Source organism: Haloarcula sp. K1, assembly GCF_001647155.1.
In the GTDB taxonomy this organism is placed as follows: domain Archaea; phylum Halobacteriota; class Halobacteria; order Halobacteriales; family Haloarculaceae; genus Haloarcula; species Haloarcula hispanica.
The window spans coordinates 1-21688 of the sequence record NZ_LRHL01000005.1 but is presented as its reverse complement, the minus strand read 5'-3'; the positions used below and the strand labels follow the sequence as shown (position 1 = coordinate 21688).

The following is a 21688-nucleotide window of genomic DNA, read 5'->3' as shown; positions in this document are numbered from 1 at the left end:
CGTGGGACTGACGGCCGGGCAGGAACGGATGGTTGGCTGGTGTGTCGTCTGGCCGCCGGGCAGCCGCCGCTGGGCGGCACGCTCGCTCTTGCCGGAGCCGGTACGTGGACCAATGGCCGGCGGAGAGGGTTCGGGTGGCGTGTGTCTCGTGTGTGGCGAGCAGGGGATTCTGGCACTGCTGGCCCTGGAGTCGAGTCGTGTGGCACTCGTGACGGTGTCGAGGGAGGCGGCGGTTCGGGTGACGGTACTCGTGGGACTGCTGCGGGCGAGACTCGTTGCCCTGACGTCGGCGGCACGACTAACCTCGGGGGGACCACTGGCTTCGACGGGACTACTCCAAACAACATCACGACGACGAACTCGGTGTCGGACCAGCACACCTTGAAAGCCCCACGCCGCTGGCGGTCGCTCAGCGACATATCCTCACTCCGTTCGGATAGGGGCCGCTGACCCGACTACAACAAGCGCCAGCGGCGTGCCCCTTTCAGTCCCACCCGACTGCTACGGCACAACACAGCAGAATCGAACGCACGCGTCGGAGTCGCGCGCGATCCGGGTGAGGAACCCTCGCGGCCGGCGCTCCCTCGCCGGAACGAGGACGNNGGCACTCGCTTGGCCGCGCGGGATGCTGGCTCACCGCAACCGCATACGATGTGACCGCCCGCCGGGGTGTCAACCACCGACGGTCTTTATATACTATTCTCCCTCGAAACGTGAAATACAAGACACCGCTTAGAAACCACTCAGACACCCGAATATTGCACTTGAAACAATCCAAATAGTCCGGTAGCTTTAAGTAGTCGGCACCCATGCGGTTAAGTACGGAAAGACACGACGCACGCGGCGCTGGCAGGGCAGTTTCACGCCGCAGAAATCGGGTGTAGTAGCACCCGACAAGTGTCTTTCCGTATCCCTCAGAAAGACAATGTACGCTAGCAATTCCAGCGGTAAGAAAGCATCGGCAAGCAACCAGACGGTTTCCCTTTCGGCCCACATCGAGGGTGGCCCCGAACAGCTTCTAGAGGCGGTCGCAGAGACCGAAAACGGCGACGAACTCGATTTCAGAATGAATCGAGGTAGCGATAGCCGTGGCAACTTCTACGCCCGGCAGGAGGAGGCATACGACTGGACCCGCTCGACCGAGGTTGGTCCGGACCGGCGGTTTGGCGAAACGCTAGAACAGCAGGAAGAACGCCACGGACGCGAAGCCGAGCAAGCCCGACACTCCGAGGTCGCACGCGCCCACGTCGACGGTGCTGACCGCGAAGCCTCGGCTCGCCAGCTCACCGACGCGGAAACCGAACGGGCTGACGGGTTCCGCTCCCCGGCTGACCCCCGGCAGTGGATGGACCGCGACACGCTGGCGCGAGTCAACCAGCAAGCCGCAACGCTGGCAGACAAGACCAGTCTGTCGCAGGCGGCGGCAAGCCGCCGACTCGCGGCCCTTGTGTCCGGGCAGATGGGCGACTGTAACAGTCTGTATGAGGCTTCCTTTACCGTGTTCAGGGACGCCCGTGACGAACTGCAAGTCCCCACGCCTATCGACGAAGTGAGCCCCTACGGCTACGAGTGTACGGTTGAAGGCAAAGTCACGCACATCATCGCGGAGCCAGACGCTCGGAACCAGTACCAAGTCCTCTACATCGAGGACGACGACGGCACGAGCGCGAAGGTCACGGTCTGGGGCAAGTCCATGCACGGCGGCGAGATGGTTCGCACGCTCCACGAAGGCGACAGAGTTCGGATTTCCGGGGGCAAGCCCGACGACTACAACGGTATCAAGACGGTGGCGGTCACGAGCGACACGCTCATGTGCATCATCGAGCGTGGCGACGGTCCCGCGCCCACCGGACACGGGGGCGGTTCGTTCGGTTCGTCCGGTGATAGCCGAACGGCGGCGTCGTGGGAAGCCGAGTCAGACACCCATCAGTGGGCCAACGAGCGCGACACTGACCACGCGGTCGCCGTGACGCTCGGGAAGGCCCGCTGTCCCGAGTCCGGGTGTTCGGACCTGTTCGACACTGAGCATGGGGCCGCCACCCATCAGGGCATGGTCCACTCAGACGACGAGGCTGCGAACGAAGGTGATGGGCCGGTGACGGTCTTCACCTCGACCTACCGGGATGTGAAGAACGGACAGACGGCCGACTGACGCCCGACACCGGGGGCGTCCCCCATCGAGCGGGGGGCTTCCTCGGGCGGTGCGACGGTGCTCGCGCACGCGGCCTCGCCGCCGCCTCCGGCACAGCGGACGGCGGCGAGACAACCGCGCGCACGGACTGGCACGCCACCGCACCGGCGCGTCGACGTGGGTCAGTCTGGCGGGGGCTGTGAGGGAGCCGGTGTGCTGGTGTGTGCGTGGACGTGGGCCAGCCGGCCCGGGAGAAACTGGGGCTGGGTGGCTAGTGGGTCGCGACAGCGCGCGACGCCAGCGGAGCGCTCCGCTCGGCGCTATCGCGCGCCTCGCGGCGGTCCATCGTGCCTGCGGTAGCGGGCGCGATCCCGGCCTGCCGCCGGGAGGGAGACGGGAACCGCATTCCATCTTCTGTTGTCTGCTCGTGCTTCGACCCAGACAAACCAATAGCACGACATTTTTGCGACTCGCTCCGGAAAGTGGAGAATATCATGTCAACTAATGGAGAAGCTGGCAATCCGATAGAACAGCTTGCCAGCGGTCAGGATGCCAAGCGAATCCCCCACCCAAAATCAAACGAGTACATCGCTGTCTTTCGGCTTGACAATAAAAGCAATACCGTATACAAGCTCGTGACTGATGATGGCACTGTCATCCGAACGTCATGGTCCTCCTCGGAGTGCAGTGTATGCAACGAGAACGAAAGCTACAGTCCGAGGAGGGGGACGCCATACGACACAGCACAAGAGGAGCGGAAGCAAGCAAACTGCGAACACGCACAGTTCGCATCAGACGCATTCTCACTTGCTTCAGTGGGTGCTTGCGACGACTGTGGCGCGTGGGCGGTCTCTCCAAAGTCGATGCCCCATCCAACGGTCTCTGGAGCCGTTGCAGCGGTTGAGGAATACTGTGCAGCGTGCGGCAAACTTCGAGAAACGTGACCTGCTGCTGTCCTTATTCGCTGGTCTAACCAACACAGTCGGCGCAGTCTGGGGTGTTGTTGGTTAGTCAGTGTCTGGGCCCGGTATCCCGGATAGACACCCCTCGATTTTGTGTGGCCGCAGGCGGGTGGCGGCCAGACAGGGCCGCCGGGAGGTGATATTTCGAATGGGAGAAATTCGCTGTCCGCGCTGCAAGAAAACGTTCGTCATGGAACTGAACGAGACTCGGTTCCGAGCAGGGTCGTTCTACGATGATGACAGAGACCAGTCCTTCGACCAGTTGTGTGAAGACTGCCACCGTGAGGTGGTGAAGTAGCGCTGGTCAGACTACTCCCCATTTTTTTCGGAAAGTGGATCTGGAATGTGTCCCCAGTCCATCGTCACGAGTGCCTCTCGTTCATCTGTTTTCGTGTCTTCTTCGAACAGGACTCCCCGAATCGTTTCCCGATCACTATGATAGTGGATGACCGCGTCGTATCCATATCGGTTCTCCGACCCGGCTGGATACCAGTGGTTCACGCGAACCTCAAACTCGCGATCTTCCCACGTCTCGATCTCGACTGACCGCGGTGCATCGAGTTCTCGCCGAGCGATGTCGATCACTTCGTCGACGACTGGCCCAATCGCTTCGATACTCGGAATCTGGCGCTGGTTGGATGGCTGTTGCTCTGGGGAAAGGTGTGGCTGTGACATGAGAACGGTGCGATTCAGACTTGGCCGTCATCGCTCAAAAAGCTCTGGGTTGGGGTGGCTCCAGCTGGCACACGTCGAGGTACTGGTCCCACGGAGTGTCGGATGTATCGCAGGCGTGGGTCTGCCGGCCGGGGCGCAACTGGGTTGGATGGCTGATGGACCGTCCCAGCGCGCGACGCCACTGACAGACTCGCGATGCTCGTCTGTCCTGTCCTCGTTCGCTGGTGCTCACTCGGACGACGGGGCGCTGCGCTCGGCGCGGTCGCGCGCCTCACGCCGGTCCAATCGTGCCTGCGGTGGCGGGCGCGATCCCCGCCGGGAATCGGACGGTTCCCCGGCTGAATGCCACACTAAATTACGATATCGTGAAGACGGGAAACAAGGCGCGTTGTACCTGTTGGGAATCGGATACAAAGCTCCGGACAAGGTGGTGTGGTCGCCGACCGGTGACTGTCGGGTTGTGCGCCACGGAGGGGCCGAAGTGAGCGAGGGTCGAGCGTGGGTCTGCCAGCACTGGCTCAGTTCGAGTGTGGTCGTGATCGGCGTGGCCCTGGACGTCGGTGGCCGGCGACGTGCGTGGCACAGTAGACTCACATGACGCTCGGTGGGGCTGGCTCGCCGGAGCAGTCCCGGTCGGACTCTGGAGAGTGAGGCGGTTTCTATCTGAAACCCGATAGGTTCTCTCACGGGGTGAGTGTGCCAGTCTTCGCTCTGAGTGGGTTCCGCGATCACCCACCTGTTCCTATATCCTATTTCTTATGTATTTCTCCTTATGTCTCTCGCGCCTCCGCCGAGATTTGCACGGCAAGATAAAGAGTGTATTCAATTTCGGGTTTCGGCCGATTCATACCCACGCCGTCTTGCGATTTTCTGATTATTCACTATAGCGTTTGAGTGATTCACTGTAATTCAAATCGGTGAATAACGGACGCCGTCTTGCGATTTCGTATATATAATGGTTTGAAGAAAATAACTTCAACAACTCTGATGAAAATCGAGTACTACAGTCTCGACAAGACCTAGTTACCAACTTGAAGAAGAGCACCACCACGTCACGGAAAGAAAGATATATAGAACTTCTTAGGTTTAGAGGGCGGACAAATTGATGTGGGTCACATGAACTCAGCTGGCCTATGTCGATCTTCTCTTGACTCAGTATCGTCCCGCTCTTCACTCTCGTCAGTCCCACCCTCCATATCCGATTCGTCGGGTGATTCACTCTCTTCCTTCTCAGCAGATTCCGTCTCGTCACTACTGGAGTCCGGGACCGTCTCAGGGGAGTGGTCGCCATCGTCATCGGGCAGCTGTTGGTCCTGATCCGCGCCACCAGAGTTATCCTCTAAATCTGATACATCTGGGCGGTCTGTATCCGGTGACGTGACGGCGGTGTTTGCTGTTGTCTGGTCGAGTGGGTCGGTCGACTCGTCGTCGTCCAACCCGTCTGTCGCGTCGGCGGTTGGCTCGACTTCGGAGTCACGATCCGGGCCACTCTCTCCGGACTCATCATCTTCGGTCTCACCAAGTGACCCATAGAGCACATCGTCGAGTCGGGCCCGAGTAAACGAGAACCAGCTGTCACTCTCGATGTCGGTATCATCCTCGGTGGGTTCCGGCTCCGAACTGCCCGGCGACTCCGCACCCTGTGCCGGGAGGCTATCTCGAACATCAGCCAGTTCGTAGGACTGTCCATGAACCCACGTCGTCCGAGAGACGGCAACGCACTCACCGGGCTGGAAGTCTCGGAGCAGGCCGGATGTGACCGGCGTTTTGTCCTTCTCCTTGTACGTGTCCCGGGCCTGCGTTCGTGGGTTTTCGCCGCGCCCCTGATGGCTCATCGACACCATTTCGGACCGGTCATACTGCCGACTCTCGCCAAGTTCGTCGAGGATGAAGTCCGTCGACTCAGTGTCACCCGGCCCGAAGTAAACTCCCTGTGGACAGTTGCCGACAATCCCAGATATTGTGCTGTACGTGTCCTTGAGCTGGCCGATTGTCTGGACGCCGACTAGTGCCCGAGCCTTGTGTTTCCGCCCTCGGGCCGTCAGGTTCGTCACCTGAGTAAGTGCCGGCAGCGCGTCAATCTCGTCGAGGATGTGGACCGTCGGATTTGAAGCATTCATCGCATAGCGGATCGACCAGTCCACGAGCAGTTGGTACATTGGCCCGAGCGTTTCCAGCTCGGTTGGGTTTGAGTCGATAATGAGGACTCGGCCTTCCGGGTTCTCGATGTACTCTTGCAGCGAGAACTCCCCGTACTCTCCGAAGTCGCCAGTGAAGACGGGGTCGACGTTCTCTTTGATCGTTTGGTAGACGTTCTGTGCGCCTTTCCCTTTGTCAGGGTCAATATGACCTGAGTCCAGCCGGTCGAACTCATCAAGTGCCTTCTTTAGCGCGATGTGGCCCTCGTTGAGCAGCGAGACGATATCGGCATGACAGAGCGCGTGACGGCGGTTGTTCTTTTGTGCGCTGAGATGCAGGTACATCAGCATCTCCGCGAAAGTCTGTTTGGCGGGCCGGTGGAACGGGTCGTGGCCGTCGGCCTCTCCAAAGATCGCGCCGGCGACCTCGCGGAAGTCCGACTCCGAATCGGCGTCCTTGAACAGATTCCAGACTACGTCGCTGTCTTCGTGGCGGATGCGCTGAACCTCAAAGCCCAGCTCCTCATAGAATGCTTGAAAATCTTCGCCGGTGTCGTGGGCGATGACTGCCGTGTTACTGTAGTACGGGAACTGGTAGGCCAGTAGTTTCATCATCGACGTCTTCCCACTCCCGGTTTCCCCTACGACGGCTGTAGAGACATCCTGATCGAGCGTGAACGGCATTTCGGCCTCTTCGTGTTCGTGAGAGACTTCTTCGAGCGGGACGACGGACTCCCCGTCGTCGTGGTCCCACTGGTTCATCGCGAGCATTTCCGGCGAGGTCCGGCGGAGTAGTTCCCCAGAGAACACGATACCGATTGAGATGGCATACAGGATCACCGTGGTCGAGTACGAGACCATCGGCAGTGACAGGCCGGGCACGGTGAAGCCAGCGAACAATGTCCCGACTGAGATAGCAGCTAGGACATGAGCGAACGGGAACAACAGCGCCGCGCTGGGAGTCTGGACAAGCACGTCATAGAAGAACGCTGCGCTGATCAGTCCAAAGCCGAGGTAGATGTAGCGCCACGCCCAGAACCGCTTCGGGAGAACCTTGTCGCTGTCGACGATCATCGGCGGGAACAACAGCATGAACCCGGCCCAGACGAACCCGACGACGTTGTCGTACTTGAGACTGTTCGGGACTTCGCCGGAGCGTTGTCCTGGTGGTGCAGAGGAACTAGAACTCACTGCCACCACCCAACTTCGCGCTCGGGTTCCTGCTCGCGTTCGGGGGCAGCTTCGGGTTCGCTCTCAGTTGCCGCCTGTTCTTCGGCTCTCTCCGCAGCACGTTCTGAGAGTTGCTCAGTTTCTCTCTCAGTGCGCTCTTTCTCAGCCGTGGACTGTCCGATGTCTTTCTGTTGACTCTTCTCAGTCGCGCGCTTGAGCGCTTTTTCGGCTTCGGGGTTCAGCGACAGTTCTGCCTCGTGGTACTGCTCCCGTGCTTCTTGATCTACGACCCGACCGGGATTCTCCGGTGCATCGTGAGCAGTTGCCGTTGGGTCGCGGGTTCGAGCGGGTTCTTCAAATGCAGTCGCTGCTTGTTCGCGCATCTGTCGAATATCTTCCCGACCCATTTCTAATTCTGACTGCTTCCCAGTAGCTGCGACATGTGCGTGAGGGAAGTCTGTGTTCTGGTGAACTGCATACACATAGTCAGTTGTCGGCTGGCGAGCAAACTCTTGGTTCATTACGTCCCGAGTGTTGTCGCGGACCTCTTCTGGCGAGTATTCTCCAGTGGGATCTGGCGAGACGATCAGATGCCGCTGGAATCCGAACTCCCGGCTCTTGTCGACGAACCGATTTACTTCTGAGTCGGACAGTTCTCGCCCGGCTGGATTCCGTAGGTCAACTGTCGCTCCAGCGTCTTGGTCTCGGTCGCGCCGGATGTAATCAACGAGATTCCCTGCCCCGCTCTTGTCATAGTCTGTTTGCAGCATCATGCGTCATCACCCGTTGAGTGAGCGGTAGCCTCTGTGTCTGCATCGCTACTGTCCGTCTCTACTGGCATCGTGCCGGCCTCTATGTTTAGATCTTGGCCGGTGAACTTCTCGGCGAACTTCATTGCGAGTTGTCGCTCGGCGGGAGTGTAATTATCCTGAATAAGTCTCCAGATCGCAATGATATACGCTGTCCGCACTTGCTGAACATACCGCACTTCTTCCAGCGTTTCAGACTCAAATTGGCTCAGGGTGTCGTTCAATTCTTTTTCGAGGGAATCAAGAGTGACTTCCAGCTCAGTGTCGGTTCCATACCGGTCGTACTGACGCTTCCCCGTCTCACGGCCGACGTGATCTTCAATGATCCCATGCCCGTATTCTGAAACCGATGTACCTGCTTCGTCAGCCAACTCTTCAAACCATTCTTGATTCTCTTCAGTCGTGTATATCTGGATAAGCGTATCTCTCTCAGTCATTCCTGGCCCTCCTTGTTACGCACGTTTTCGACCTGTTCTTGCAGTCGCTCTGTCGCTCCCTCCATCGCAGCAGCGCGCTCTTCCGAGGGGTAATCCGATGAGAGTAAGTCCCAAAGTGCTACTGTGTATGCCAGTTCTTGACTCGTGTCAATATTTGCGGCCTTGTTCACTTCCGCTGTAACACTCTCTGCTATCTGTTCCAGTTCTGGCCCAAGGCCTAATTCAGTAGCACGCTGGTCCTGCAATTCGCGAGCAATGCGCTGCTCCGTAGCTTTCAGAATGTACTCAGAGAGGTCTTCGTTTACCTTCTGCGCCTGCTTTACAATCTGTTCTCTCTCTTCTGCACTCATCCGTAGTGAGATTGTGTCACTCATTTGAATTTTCCGTAGTGTCAAACTCCGCATCAGTCTCTGCCTCGATACCACCGTCAGCGACAACTGCTTCTGGCTGTGTCTGGTCAAGTGCTACAGACACCACGTCCACCAACTCGTCTTCGCTGAGTCCGTTGAGGACGTGTTCAGCCTTCTCCGGGGACAATCCGTGATTCGCTAGCTCTTGCTCGACTGCCTTCGAGCGTACGAACTCTTCGAAGTCAGCAGCGCGGGAGTCAGCCTCGTGAGCAACAACGTCGAGCGCATCTTCCGCGTCAGCGTCAAGGTCAATGATCTGCTTTTCCTCCCACGACGTCTTGATCGTCAGCGGGTAATCGCCATGTTCGTCGACGCGAACCAACGCTTGCGAGTAGCCTTGGCCGTCACCCAACGACTCTTTGCCGGCTTCGGCGTGCTGGATGTAGGACTGCTGTTCGTCCGTCAGTCCAGCGCTTGTTGCGGTTTCATCGCCCAGTTCCGGCTCGCGGTGATGCACCTTGATCGGGCACATTCCCGCGATTTCCTCAGCGGCTCCCTTGTCCTCGAACTCCGAGAGCGTCTGGGACAGCATCACTAGCCGGAGTCCAGCGTGGCGCTGGTGGCGAGCAATCTGGTTCAGCGACTCCAGATTTGCGTCGTCATTGAACAGGTAGTGAGCTTCGTCGATGATGATCTCGACCTTCTGCTGCATATTCTTGGCCTGCTGGTACAGCGTCGACAACAGCAGTTGCATGATGAACGACTGCTTACCGAGGCCACTACCCGAGCCTTCGACCTGTTGGAGGTCCAGATAGACGGCCTTGCTGCTGTCGTCGATCAGCCGCAAGTCCGACTCTTTCGAGAGGTTGCCAAAGGTACTTCCCGGCCGGAACGGATGCAGCGCAATCGAGAGTTCGTTTGCGTACTGCTGGATTTTCTGCTGGGAGGACTCCGTCGTCGCTCCCGGGAACATTTCTGGCTCTTCCTGGAGGCGGTCAACGACTTCGAGGAAGTCGCTCAGGTCCGGCGAGTTCTCCGGCGTGTGTGTCGATGGGTCCGCTGGGTCGATATCCGATTCAGTGAATATCTTGTCGATCAGGAACGTGATCAGGCCGCTGTGCATCTCCAGATCGACATCCCGAGATTGGAGGAAGTTCTCGATGACCCCGTACACTTCGTCTTTCTTGGCGGAGACGGGCTGCATATCCGGGGACTGTTCGAGGACATGCTGAGGCGTCGGATGCATCTCACACGGGTTCAGCGGCGTCTCGCCGCTGATCGTGATGGTCTTTGCATCCAGCATCTTCGCGCTGCCATGCATATCCCCGACCGGGTCGATGTAGATCTGCTTGACGTCCGACCGCTTTTTCAGCATCCGCATCGCCCGAGCCTGCGTGCCGTGGGTCTTCCCGCCGCCGGGCATTCCAGTCACTAGCTCCGAGTGGCCGGTTTCCAGTTCCCACGGGTCGATCAACAGCGAGGAGTCGTTGTGGCCGTGCAGTCCGTACTCGATGCCGTCCTCCATCCGGAGGTAGTTCGACGAGAACGGGAACAGCGACCCGAGTGCTTCNNGTTCTGCCCGAGTTCGTTGGCCCCGATCGGCGAGACAGTCACCAATCCTGCTTCCTGCCGGCGGGTCGTTCGCTTGACGCCGCAGTTCGACGGTGAGTCTCGTAGGAGCGTTTCGAGCCGGTTCGTTTGCTTCCGGAGGTCTTCTTCAGTCTCCGCAGTCAGCCGGATGAACGCCCCGACACGGAACAGCGACGCGTGGTTCCGCCGGACCATCTGCCGGATGTACTTTGCCTGGTTGACCTCCTGTTCGATATCCTCCGCTTCCAACTCTCCTTTNNATTGAGACGTCGACGGCAAGGTCCGTATCCAATAGCAGTTGCTCCAGCATTCCACTGGTCGGATGCTCGGGATACGTCTCGATCCAGAAGCACCGGGTGTACGTCTCTTGGTCGATGAGGGCGTGGTCGGCTTCCCATTCGATATCCGTCGGCGCGACCAGTGACCGATGGTTCTCTCCCGGTCTATGCAACTGGGAGACGAAGTCGGTCTCGTCGACCTCGTAGTCGGTCCCACCGACGTCGTCGGTGTCCATCCCCTCCGCAGCGTCGTGGGCTGCAGCACCCTCGCCGTGCTTGATGAGTTCTCGTGCCGAGTACGTCACCGGGGAGACGGAGGCCGCCTCTTCGTACTCGCGTTCCGACCGGGTTTCACAGGCCCAGTAGTCCTCGGTCAAGTGCGCCAGCTCATGCGGGCTGACCGACCGGCTGCGACACCGGAACATATTGTTGACTGCTCTGTCGACGGTTTCGAGCCGGTCGTGGAGCTTCTTGGCCTTGAACTCCTCTCGTTCGGCGTCAGTAAGCGTGTCACTGTCGAACCGAGTGAACAGCCGCCCAATGACCGGTATCCCGGTCAGGTAATCCGCGATGGAGTCGCTGTTCATCTGGAGGTCGTGAATATCCTCGTCAGTCACCCAAACGACGATGTAGTACTTCCGCTGGAGTTCAGTTTCAGTCTCAACGTTGCCGCTGTCGTCGATGTAGCGGTTGACGAACTCCATGAGGACGCCCCGGAAGATCGAATGGCTCTTCGCATCGGGGTCGTCGAGTCGGTCGATATGCGCTTGGATGTGGGACTCGTTGTCGACTTCGGCCGTCGTGACGTGGAGTTTCGCCCGCCCAGTCAGGGATTCAGACAGGCGTGTGAGTGACTTGACGGCTTTCTCCCATTTTTCGTCATCTTGCAGCGACATATTGGCGGGCTCGACTTCGACCGCGCCGACGTACGCTCCGTCGACGCACTCAATGCCGTGGGGCATGACCCGCTCTAGTCGCGTGACCTGCCGAGTGTCCTGATTCCCCTGGCCGTGAGTGTACTGCTTCTTTTTGACGAGCCAGAACAGTTTGACCCGCAGCCACTCAGTCAGGCGATAGTGATCTGGCCGGACTTTATGCAGGATGTAGAGGAATACTTCCACGACCGCTGTGAGTGCCAACGTGGGGAAGAACAGCGCTGCTGGCACGAACGGCATTCCCATCGCGACGAGGAAGCCAAACGGTGGGATGAGGAACAGGATGAGTTCCCCCAGCGTGTAGTCGCCCCAGAAGTTGGTCGAATCTCCGAGGGATTCGTGGATGATGTTCGTGTTGTACTCTTCTTCTGAGTCAGCCATTAGTCGTCATCCCCCTTGTGCGGCAAGCCGTCGCGGTACACATCCGGCCCTAATATATCGTCATCAGTCGCAAACACATCCTTGAGCGAGTCGTACGACTCGGACCCACCAGAGTCGGTATCGGTCCCGTTTTCGTCGGGTTTCCCATCCGAGAACGGCGGGTCTGAGTCAGACTCGTAGACTCTGGTATCGCCAGAGTTGATCTGCGTCTGGCGCTCCATCTTGGTTTGCTGCTCCATCTTCGTCTGGCGTTCACTAATCGGGGTGTCGTCGCTCTTAGAGTCGCCAGACGAGCCGGACGAGCCGGACGAGCTGGACGAACCACCGTTGGTGAATCGGCTGTTGAGGGGACTTCCACTGCCACTCCCGCCGCTGGAGGGCGGTGAGCCACCAGAGCCACCAGACCCGCTGCTGCCACTGCCGCCACCAGAGGGTGGAGCGGAACCGCCTGACCCACCGGAGCCACCGCCGCCGGAGCCACTGTTGCCGCCACCTCCGGAGCCGTTGGGACTACTGCCGCCACCGGAACCGGTGGGGCCGCTGCTGGAACCCCTCTTCATGCCAGCGGGGTTGGCTGCCATCTGGCGGTGTACCATCTGGGCTCCCGTGGCAGCACTGCCGACACGCCCTTTTGCAGCGCCTGAGGCAGCTCGAATCGTGCCACCCGTCGCCATTGCTGCGCCGGGGCCACCGACCGCGCCAGCGCCGGCTGTCGCCGCTGCACCACCAGCCGCCGCACCGATCTTGAGTGGCTTTTTGCCGCCGGCGAGCGCCTGCTCGCTGACTTGGATTGCCACGCGGCTACTGCGCTGGATGAGGACCTTCTGGGACTTTGCCGCCAAGTACAGCGTCACCAGACTGATGAACAGCGACAGGTCAGAAGCCAGTCCCCAGTTTGTCGCCTCGAAGCTCATGCGTATCAGGATTGCAGGCGGGATACCCGCAGCGAGGACTCCGGGGTACGCGCCGGCGACCTGTTTCGCCAGTCCCGAGAAGCGGTTCAGCGGCCAGACCTCGACCGCCCAGAACGTCGCGACCAGCGGCATCGACAGGGTCAGCAGGAAGACCAGCAGCCATCTGGTGATGAAAATGAACGCCGCCTTGAGGTAGACATACAGTCCGACAACGATGACGACAAGGAATATTCCAAGGTTGAGTTCTGCAATCTGCTGGGCTGAACTGATGAGAGCAGCGACCTCTTCTCCAGACTGACCAGATTTATAAGTCGCATTACCGATTGCGTCGAAGAACTGAGTTCCCAGTGAGGCCACCGGCAGCCAGAAGAATAGCGAAAGAAATGCAACCCCAAGCCGACGTAGGAGTTTCTTCCGGATAACAGGGTTCATCGACCCGTATCTAAGTCCAATCATCGCCAAGACGATGAACTGCAGCCCGAGTGCCAGCCCGACTACCCCCTCAAAATAGATACCCGCTATTAGCGAGTCCCAAGGGGCATTACTCGCAGACTCAAATGCAATGTCGACAGGGGCTGCTGAATTCGGTCCTTCAGGAGCTGGCGTCCGTACCATCGGGTCGATGATACTGTTGAAGAATCCATCGAGATAATCAACGATATCCGTTCTGAGGTCATCGAGGAAGCCACTGATACCAGCTGCAATTGCCGATGAGAGTTCTCCAACTACCCTCTCGACAATTTCCTCAAGCACTTGGTCACCAATTCCCGACTGCATTGCTACGTCTCCTTCTCCGTCTTTGCCGGAGTTGCAGCGATCTCCTCTGGCTCGCCAGCTAGAGTCCTTTCACATCCGTCAGAAGTGTCGTACCTGATAGGCTGAGTAAGCCTAACTGGGTTGCTCCAAAGAAATCCGACAGTTAGTTGTTCATCTCTTTCAGCTGTTTCTTCGACTTTTATGCAAGATGCACGGTCCTTCAGAAGGAATGGGAATTCGACAGTACCAATCCCACTTGGCTTCACCGGCACAAACAGCTCATCTTTCTTCTCGTTATTTACGAAGGTCTGAGCAGTTGCACCAGTTCTTTCTCCAACATTCCGGATAACGACTCCTAGGCTACCATCAAGTAATTCCGGACGCTTTGTCCCAGGGACGACTTCTTCAACTTCGAACGTAGTGCCCAGTTCGAGTGGGAGTTTAGTTTCGACGTCGTCACCACGGAGATAGAGCGTGTGCTGGCCCCGAGGCAGCGGTTCATTCGAGTCCTCTCCCTCTGTTAGCGAGAGCCGTGTCCGGGTTTCACCGGGGCTGAAATAGTCGCTGACGAACTCCCGACCGGACTCTGTGATAATGCTGATCGATGAGGGCTCGATCTCATCGGTCACAGCCACTTCCAGAGCCAATTGGCGGCCGTTCTCGACAATCTCAATCGACGTCTCTTCGATGTAGTCGGACTGCTCTTCTGGCGGGCCGGCGCTTCCGTCACCTCCGCCGCCGTCATCAGACAGCCCACTGCATCCTGCAAGCGTGGCAAGACTCCCGCTAAGGAGTCCAAGCACTGTTCTGCGGTCGATACTGCTGTTTCGTGGTATATCTTGCTTTGTCATTGATTATACCAACCAACAAATTTGCCTCTCATCCAGACGTCGTAGCCATACAGCGCCAGCATAGCCGGCAACATCGTCAGGAGCGTCACTACAGCGAGGTCGATGAACTCCGCAAGATCTGGGAGATTCACTTCGTAGGCGACCCGCTCTTGTGTATCCCGAACCGGGACAGCACGCCCTTGCTCCCACCAGATCTGAGTCGGGCGATACGTGACTATCGCTGAGGAGACTTCGCCCTGGTCGACGGTGACCGTAATCGAATCATCGCCAGACAGTGACCGTTCGACCCGGGACTGCCCTGTTGCGACAGTGACGTTCCCTGCCGCAATCGGGAAGCCAGCCGTCGGTTCGACCCGGATCAGCAGGTCCGTCGAGTTGTCGGTCGAGTTGACGACCTCAGAGGTGATATTGACCTCGCGGATTGGCGTCGGGTTCGTCGAGTCCGCTGGCTGTTCGATGCTATTCCCGCGGACGAGTCCGTTGATCTCGAAGTTCTCCGTCCGGAGTTGTTCCGCACTCCGAATCGTGAACCGATCTGCCGTCGTGAACGACTCCGAACGGTTGATCCGAATCTCCGGCGGGAGCGTCGTCCTGGTGGTCGCGTTTGCCGTCGTGTTCGCCGTCGCATTTGTCGGATACGTCGCTTCGAGCGACGGTACGAACCGCCAGCCGTCGGAACTCTCATTTTGGACGCGGTTGACCGTGACTGCCGGACCTTCCGTCGTCCGGACAGCGTGGGTTTCGAGCGGTCGTACTGGCGTCGTCGTGTTCTCCGACCAGTTTTCCCACCCGGGCGGTGAGCGAGTATAGAACCGCCACTTGCTCTGGACTTCGTATCCGCCATCGAACTGGACGCTCTGCCAGCTGCCGGGGATTACAGTCCCGATGCGATAGTCGTCGGTCGTGGCCCCTCTGTCGTTGGGGACGACGCCGGGCTCGACGACCATCGCCCGCTCGGAGAGATTTTCCACCTGGACCGTCCGTGAGTCCGTGACCGTCAGTTCGTACTCGTCAATCTCGTCATCGCCAATCTCCGAGAGATTCGTCGAGATCGTCGTGACCAACTGGAGTTCCGTGGTCCCGTTGATCTCCGTGTAGTTNNACGTGTTCAGGACGCGGAAGTCGTCCTCGAAGAACTCCGAGATGTACACCCGATAGTCGTGGATGGCACGCACGGTTCCGTTCGGACGGACCAGCCGTTCCGTGCTTCCCTCTTGATGGACGACCGTCGACGGCTCTACGCTGAAGAACGCGACGTAGGCGTCACGAATCCAGAGTCCAGAGCGAGTATCCGTGACATTCACTGGATACGAGGCGTTCTCGATGCCAGTCCGGAACGAGTCGTGTTCGGGCCGGTTCCACAGCGTCGTGTTCGAGGGCTCGCGAGACACCATATCTCCCGTGCAAGAGGGGAGGACGGCCAGCGTGCCGTTCTCGGCCTCGGCCCGGTCGGCCCGCGTAAGGTTCGGATGGTCAGGGTCGCCAGACCACAGCGCACGGAAGAACGTGTGGTTGTGGTTGTAGGACCTGTTCGGGGGCACGACGCCTGCCGTCGCGTTGTCCCCGACAGAGGCATTGGCCGGCGGGTTCGAGGCGTTCTCGTAGCACGAGACTTTCGCGCTGAGGTTCTGCCTTGCTCCGAGTTCGACGGACCTGTTCACCTCTGTCTGGTTCGCCGCTGGCCCTCGATCAACGGACTCTTTGCCCTCGGTTCCGTTGGCTGTTGTCCTGTTGCCTGCTGTCTCGTTGCCTGCTGGGTCTTGGACGCTAGATTCGTTGTTTTCGGTGCGATTCGTCTGTGTTCCCTCGCTGTTGGAGCCACTCGGCGCGGTGGCGTTCTGTTGGAGTACCCCCACGCCACCGTGACTCGCGTCGGTGTAGGAGTGTGCCGTCCCCCGCTCAATCTGCGCTGGGTTGCCACCAGCGGACGCCGGCCCCGCAGCTGCGGCTGTCGAGAGCAGCGAGCAAAGGGCCGCGATCACCAGCAGTGAGCGGAGTGGTAGCATCGTATCTTCAGAATGGCGTCACACAGTCCGAGAAGCCGAAGCCGACGTTGTCCCCGAACTTCGTGATGAGTTCTGGAGCCACGATTGCCAGCACAACGACGCCGAGACCAACCAGCGAGAGGATGAGGTCCCGGCGAGCCTCGTTTTGCTGGTTCGGGTTGCCAGAGGCCCGCATGTACGACAGGCCACTGCGACCGACGAACACCATCGTCGCTGGCAGGCCGAGACCAGCCAGTGCGCCGAAGACGACGTTGACGCCATCCTCGACAGCAGTGTCACAGTAGATGTTCCCGACGTCGGTCTGGCCCATCGCCGAGCCAGCAAACAGCGTGAGGAGCAGTAGCAGTTGGGTCGCCTGTCGCACGCCGGGCGTGAGCCAGGCGTCAGCAAACCGCCGCTTCGCGTGCGTGTAGAGTGTTGGTTGTGCGGTCGATGCGTTCGATGCTGTGGTTTGTGTTGACATAGATGTCTCTGATTTTGCGGTCTTGCTTGCCCGCCGATTCCCCACCGGTAATCCGCTGGTATCGTTATATTGGTTTTCTTACACAGTTGGTGAATTCTGTCCTGAATCCACCAGCACATATTGACAGTGCAATGACCAAATAACTTGTGAACAGAATATAACATTCTAGGTTTTGATATGTAGAATTATACGTGAATGACGTAGTTTTACGCACCCATGTATACTCAGGCTGTGGAAAATATGTAGAGAAGGAATAATTAATTAAGTAATATAAGTATTCTGATACTAAAAGAATATTTAGAATATAGGCTATATATGTCATTATAGTTTCGGCTATACTGTCGGCAAAGTGAAAGGAAAAAATACATATGACATAACTAGATATTGTCACATACAGGTGCAACGACTCAACAAGGGACCAGCGAGACGGGACCGCTCCCCGCCGACAGCTGGGGAGGGCAATCGCGGATCGCTGGTCCACTCAAGACAGTCAACTAACTCTTGTCTGACGTGCGGCAGACAAACTAGCCGCGGTGTTTAAGACAGGAGCGGCCAAACCAAATCAACATCAAGCATACGGAAAACACTCACCGCTAATCGGTGAGAGGCAGGACGCCGGGGTCGCGCCAACGACCCCGGCTGAAAAGGTGAGCACCCTCGTTCTCACCTACTGCTTCTTGCCGTGATGAAATAAGCGTTGCGCCCGAACAGAGAGAGCCATCTCTGCGCTGTGTTTGGGCCTAGTCGCGTCGGCAGATAGCTGTGAGACTGTCGTAATCGCCGGACATGACGAGCTTCGAGGTTCGCCCCGAGGGGTCGATAGACCCTACCGCACGACTATCACTCGGCCCAGAGGCCATAACGAGTCCTACGGCTCTCAATCGCGCCCTCTGGAAGCCCGACACGCAACTCTCGGATGCACTCTTGACAGCGCTACGCCAACTGCTCGCGGATGTGCCTCGCGACAAGTGGCGGGCGACACTGATCGAAGAGTGCGGTGTCACGGCGCTTACTGACGAGATTCCCGGCACGGAAGACGAGTACCACTACGCGACGCTAGCCGCCCAAGCAGCCGACTCACAGTTGCAGTGGTTCCGGCTGCTAGAAGTGTCTCGCCAGCTCGGTGGGACAACATCTATCGGAACCCATTCATCGCTTGCTGATGTGCTTGAGGGGCCGATCAAGATGCTTGAGGCCGCCGACGTCCAGCCCACGCTTGCCGTTGACGTGCGTAAGTTATGGGACCTCTCTCGAACACAGCGTACGAGTCTGGTTGAGTTCCTCGTCGAGCTGAGTGTTGGTATCGAGATCGTCTTGACGAACGCAACGCCGCGCGTCCAGCGTCATCTCCTCTCCGAGTTTGATGAGGTGCTGCCGGCCAGCGTGACTCACTCCATAGAGTCGAGCCTATATGGGTCCGACTCCGTGTCGACCCGGACAGAACACCGCCGGCAACACGTACGCACCCTCTTGGCCGACCGAGGGGCAAACCATGAGGACTGGAAGCGCCTCTACGCCGTCGCAGAGGCCTCAAAAGAGGAACTGACCTACGATGCTCTCCAAAGTCACACGCTCTTGGAGTGGTCCTCTCGCGAAGCGATACGCGCGTGGGTGAAGCGGATGGCTGACGCCGATCTGGTGACATCCTATGGCACACACGAACGGACTGTTCGCCTGCTGCCAGCGGGCTATGCGTTGCTGGATGAACACCCGGACTACTCTCTCGAAACCTCGTCTGCCCCCTCTACTGGCGGTACGGGCCGTATTGACGAGAGCACGCAAGGAGTGGGTACCAGCCAGCGGGCCGATTCACCCGGCGTTACTGACCCCCCAAAATCTCCGCACAGTTCCGTGTACACCCCAACCGCCAAAGGAGGGGAGGGGGACCGGCCCGACAGCGAGGCCGCGACCGCCACCCGCGGCGGCTCCAGCACCACATCGTCCGTTTCGTTCCTTGACGGTCACATCCACGATGCAGCCGTCTCGGCGGCCGCTCCCGGCGAAATCGCGCTCTCGTCCCGCACGGTCGACTCGACTGGGGACTCTCGTGGGGTCGGTTACTCATTCCTAGAGGAGCGCGACGAGGTCGTTGTCGAGGTTGAAGCAGCCGGCTACCAGGCCCACACACTGGTCCGTCTTTGTGCGGCGTTACTCTCAGAACCGGCGTTTCAGCAGGTCTTAACGCAGAACAGACTCGCTGGCGGGCCAGACCGGTCTGGTCTTGATGGACTCCCAGTGACTGACCCGTATCTACTCCGGGACGGCGGCTGTCTGGGCTACCTGCGAAACCAAGACGCCGACGCGAAGGGGCTTCAATCCCGGCTTCGACAGGCTCGCGACGGCCTACTATTGATGAGTGTTGACGTCGACGTTGAGGACGACAGCAACGACGAGAACAACGGCCTGTCGATGCTGGCCCGGACCGCACACGGGCTGCTCGGAACGGTGTCCCGGATCTACGACATGCTCGGTGTCGATATCACCCGTGTTCTCAAGGTACCTGACTGGGCTGTCTCGGATAGCCGCCGCCGGGACCACCTCGCGAAGATGATTGCCACTCAGACTGCTGTGTCCAGCCGCTACGGGCTCTACTCCGCGTACCGAGTGCTCTACGAGGACCGCGAAGAGAAACGGTCTCAACTTCTCGCGACACCCGACGTCGACGCATCGGACCCAACCGGTGACACGACCGGCAGCTGGGTCTTGGCCGGGCCGACCGTCGATTCGATGCGCTCGCACCTCGAAAATCTTGACGAGTATCTCGATCTTCAGGACGAGGCTGACGGGTTCTCAGCGTTCATACTGAATGTCGATATCGTCAACGGTGATCGTCGCGACGCCGTCGCCATTGCGCTGTCCCGGCAACTCAGCCTCAAATCGCTGAAACCGACCCGAGAGACGGTTTCGATCCTCCATGCACTGACGAGCGATGCCTTCGCTGCGGCACGGGCCGTCTCCTATCTCGGTGCCGAGACGGACCGGCCACGGAACCTCACGACCGAAGACATTCGGTATGCGCTGTCGATGCTCGATGCCGCCGAACTCTTGCCCGATATCGGCCCTCGATCTGTCTCGGGAACTGTCGCGATACTGCTGGATGTCGATGAACCCCTGGCGACGGGTGACCTTGCCGACCTTCTGGACGTCTCGACACAGACGCTTCGGAACAATGAGACGTACTTTGCCGACCTCGAGGCTGCCGGCGTCATCCAACGCGAGGATCTTGGGCCGGGTCGAGCGACGGAATGGCGGATTTGCCTGTCATTCAATGGTGAGGACTGTGGTTCGCGGGCTACGACCCCTACCCCTGACGTGGATATAGACGCCTACGGGCCGGCGTTCTCCGACGAAATGGCTGTTATCGCCGAGGTTCTCTACGAATTGGGGCACCGGGAAATCGACTACGGCGGTGAACTGACGCTGGCTGTGACAGGACGCGGTGATCGGTTCGACGAGTGGCTGGACCGGTACCCCCATTGTCGACAGGTCTTGTCACTGGTCGCTCACCTGCAGGGGATGACGCTCGAAAAACTGACTACTGGGACCGAATCAGTGCGTTACCAACCCCCCAAATCGGTCGTGCTGGGGCTTGATCCCGATCCAACGACGACGCAGACTTCGCTCGTCAATTCTGCAAACTAGAGAGCAATCCGCCGATCTGGATGATTCCCTCTACGAAGTTGTGATTAGCGCGATAATCAGGAACATCTCTCACGTCTGTATGGCGCGCACGCTGGGTGATGCAAGAGTTTATACAATCACACAGCTAATATTGAAGTGAACTATGAGCCTTGATGAAGCGGTGGACGAGGCGCTTGCGACATATGGGATGTCGCGTAGCGAAGAGGCCAAGGAAACTGGCCGATTAGTCGCTACTCTCCAAGACTAACGCAGTCCGCTAGTCAAGCCGCCGGATTTTCTCTGCGAACTCTGCTTTAGATATCCCCGTAGTGTCGGTCAATTCTGGAAAGCCGGCTCGCTCGACTGCTTTCTCCACAAATTCTATCCAGAGGTCTTGGTGCTTTTCGGCGTAGAATACCTTCGCTTCATGCGGATACATATCAAGCTCATACTCTGACAAATCGATCATGACTTCGTGTTTCCGCTCAAGCGTTGTGGCTCCGAACTCACGCAAATGTTTGAACAGGACGTTCTTCCGCCGAACAGTCAGGAGACGCTTTGATTCGTTAATATACTCGTTGACCCACTCTCGCCAGTCGTAGGTATCGGGCTCAATCTCGGTTTTTGTTTCGGGCATCGAAAAGTCGCTGTTGATGCGACGCAGGTAGAACTGTATCAGCGCCACAGCGGTCCGATGATTGGCGTTAGGAAGAGCGTGCTTGAGAATCAGGTTCGACGCGAGGCGACCAGCGACATCTGTTGCCGTCCCTTCCCACGACGTCTCGTCAAACGCATCGGGGAGGTCCTCAATGTCGATGTTCTTGTAAGCCTCCACAGGCGTACCCTCTTCTTCCTCGTTCTGTGAGAGGAGCGCACGATATATCTCTAGGAGACGTGCGACAATCGTCCCATTGTCCTCAGTCATGTCCGCGAGAGCGTCACTGAGGTCAAGTTCGATCTCGCTCACTGCACCGCCGCCGACCCGAGATGTGTATACACCGTAGAACTCTGTTTCAAGTTCGTATTCCACGACTTTCACAGCTACATCCCCGTCGTAGTCGACGATTTGTGACACGATATTCTCGGCGTCTGGATTGACGAAATCGAGAGAGAACTGCTTGTCTACAGGGTGATGGTAGTAGACGTGCCCCATCTTGCTATCGGACAATTCTCAGAGAGCATATTAATGACTTCGTGGACAGATGCAGGTCGGCGGTCGTC

Annotated in this window: 15 protein-coding genes; 3 read left to right on the top strand and 12 right to left on the bottom strand. The window is 58.5% G+C overall.

The window, feature by feature from the left end:
• Window positions 1-925 precede the first annotated feature (925 nt).
• Entirely contained in the window at window positions 926-2152 is a 1227-nt protein-coding gene (locus AV929_RS02970) for an SOSS complex subunit B family protein (RefSeq protein ID WP_064287386.1), read from the top strand.
• Between the two features lie 250 nt (window positions 2153-2402).
• On the opposite strand, the gene AV929_RS02965 is transcribed toward AV929_RS02970, so the two are convergent.
• On the bottom strand, window positions 2403-2576 hold the full coding sequence (locus AV929_RS02965; protein WP_155120705.1) for a hypothetical protein: 174 nt from the start codon (window positions 2574-2576) through the stop codon (window positions 2403-2405).
• A gap of 49 nt (window positions 2577-2625) precedes the next feature.
• Between AV929_RS02965 and AV929_RS21650 the strand changes: the two genes are divergently transcribed.
• On the top strand, window positions 2626-3075 hold the full coding sequence (locus AV929_RS21650) for a hypothetical protein (protein ID WP_155120704.1): 450 nt from the start codon (window positions 2626-2628) through the stop codon (window positions 3073-3075).
• 327 nt (window positions 3076-3402) lie between these two features.
• On the opposite strand, the gene AV929_RS02960 is transcribed toward AV929_RS21650, so the two are convergent.
• The 10 genes from AV929_RS02960 to AV929_RS02915 form a co-directional block, all read right to left on the bottom strand.
• Window positions 3403-3768: a hypothetical protein gene (locus AV929_RS02960; RefSeq protein ID WP_080510016.1), complete on the bottom strand. Its 366-nt coding sequence runs from the start codon at window positions 3766-3768 to the stop codon at window positions 3403-3405.
• A gap of 1112 nt (window positions 3769-4880) precedes the next feature.
• The gene (locus AV929_RS02955; RefSeq protein ID WP_064287384.1) at window positions 4881-7097 is read right to left on the bottom strand and encodes a type IV secretory system conjugative DNA transfer family protein; all 2217 of its coding nucleotides are present in this window, start codon (window positions 7095-7097) and stop codon (window positions 4881-4883) included.
• Window positions 7094-7849 (bottom strand): relaxase/mobilization nuclease domain-containing protein, encoded by a 756-nt coding sequence (locus AV929_RS02950; protein WP_064287383.1) that lies wholly within the window; start codon window positions 7847-7849, stop codon window positions 7094-7096. Before AV929_RS02950 ends, AV929_RS02955 begins: the two co-directional genes overlap by 4 nt.
• The gene (locus tag AV929_RS02945; protein WP_064287382.1) at window positions 7846-8322 is read right to left on the bottom strand and encodes a hypothetical protein; all 477 of its coding nucleotides are present in this window, start codon (window positions 8320-8322) and stop codon (window positions 7846-7848) included. Before AV929_RS02945 ends, AV929_RS02950 begins: the two co-directional genes overlap by 4 nt.
• The gene (locus AV929_RS02940; RefSeq protein WP_064287381.1) at window positions 8319-8696 is read right to left on the bottom strand and encodes a hypothetical protein; all 378 of its coding nucleotides are present in this window, start codon (window positions 8694-8696) and stop codon (window positions 8319-8321) included. The genes AV929_RS02945 and AV929_RS02940 overlap by 4 nt, the downstream gene beginning before the upstream one ends.
• Window positions 8689-10197 (bottom strand): type IV secretory system conjugative DNA transfer family protein, encoded by a 1509-nt coding sequence (locus AV929_RS22550; protein ID WP_230458820.1) that lies wholly within the window; start codon window positions 10195-10197, stop codon window positions 8689-8691. Before AV929_RS22550 ends, AV929_RS02940 begins: the two co-directional genes overlap by 8 nt.
• A 1658-nt stretch (window positions 10198-11855) precedes the next feature.
• The gene (locus AV929_RS02930; RefSeq protein WP_064287380.1) at window positions 11856-13547 is read right to left on the bottom strand and encodes a hypothetical protein; all 1692 of its coding nucleotides are present in this window, start codon (window positions 13545-13547) and stop codon (window positions 11856-11858) included.
• A gap of 2 nt (window positions 13548-13549) precedes the next feature.
• Entirely contained in the window at window positions 13550-14377 is an 828-nt protein-coding gene (locus AV929_RS02925) for a hypothetical protein (RefSeq protein WP_064287379.1), read from the bottom strand.
• Entirely contained in the window at window positions 14374-16383 is a 2010-nt protein-coding gene (locus tag AV929_RS02920; RefSeq protein ID WP_064287378.1) for a hypothetical protein, read from the bottom strand. The genes AV929_RS02925 and AV929_RS02920 overlap by 4 nt, the downstream gene beginning before the upstream one ends.
• A 7-nt stretch (window positions 16384-16390) precedes the next feature.
• The gene (locus AV929_RS02915; protein ID WP_058992258.1) at window positions 16391-16846 is read right to left on the bottom strand and encodes a pilin; all 456 of its coding nucleotides are present in this window, start codon (window positions 16844-16846) and stop codon (window positions 16391-16393) included.
• Between the two features lie 786 nt (window positions 16847-17632).
• Between AV929_RS02915 and AV929_RS02910 the strand changes: the two genes are divergently transcribed.
• Window positions 17633-20488 (top strand): hypothetical protein, encoded by a 2856-nt coding sequence (locus AV929_RS02910; protein WP_064287377.1) that lies wholly within the window; start codon window positions 17633-17635, stop codon window positions 20486-20488.
• A gap of 256 nt (window positions 20489-20744) precedes the next feature.
• On the opposite strand, the gene AV929_RS02905 is transcribed toward AV929_RS02910, so the two are convergent.
• Window positions 20745-21620: a hypothetical protein gene (locus AV929_RS02905; RefSeq protein ID WP_007190683.1), complete on the bottom strand. Its 876-nt coding sequence runs from the start codon at window positions 21618-21620 to the stop codon at window positions 20745-20747.
• Window positions 21621-21688: the final 68 nt, after the last annotated feature.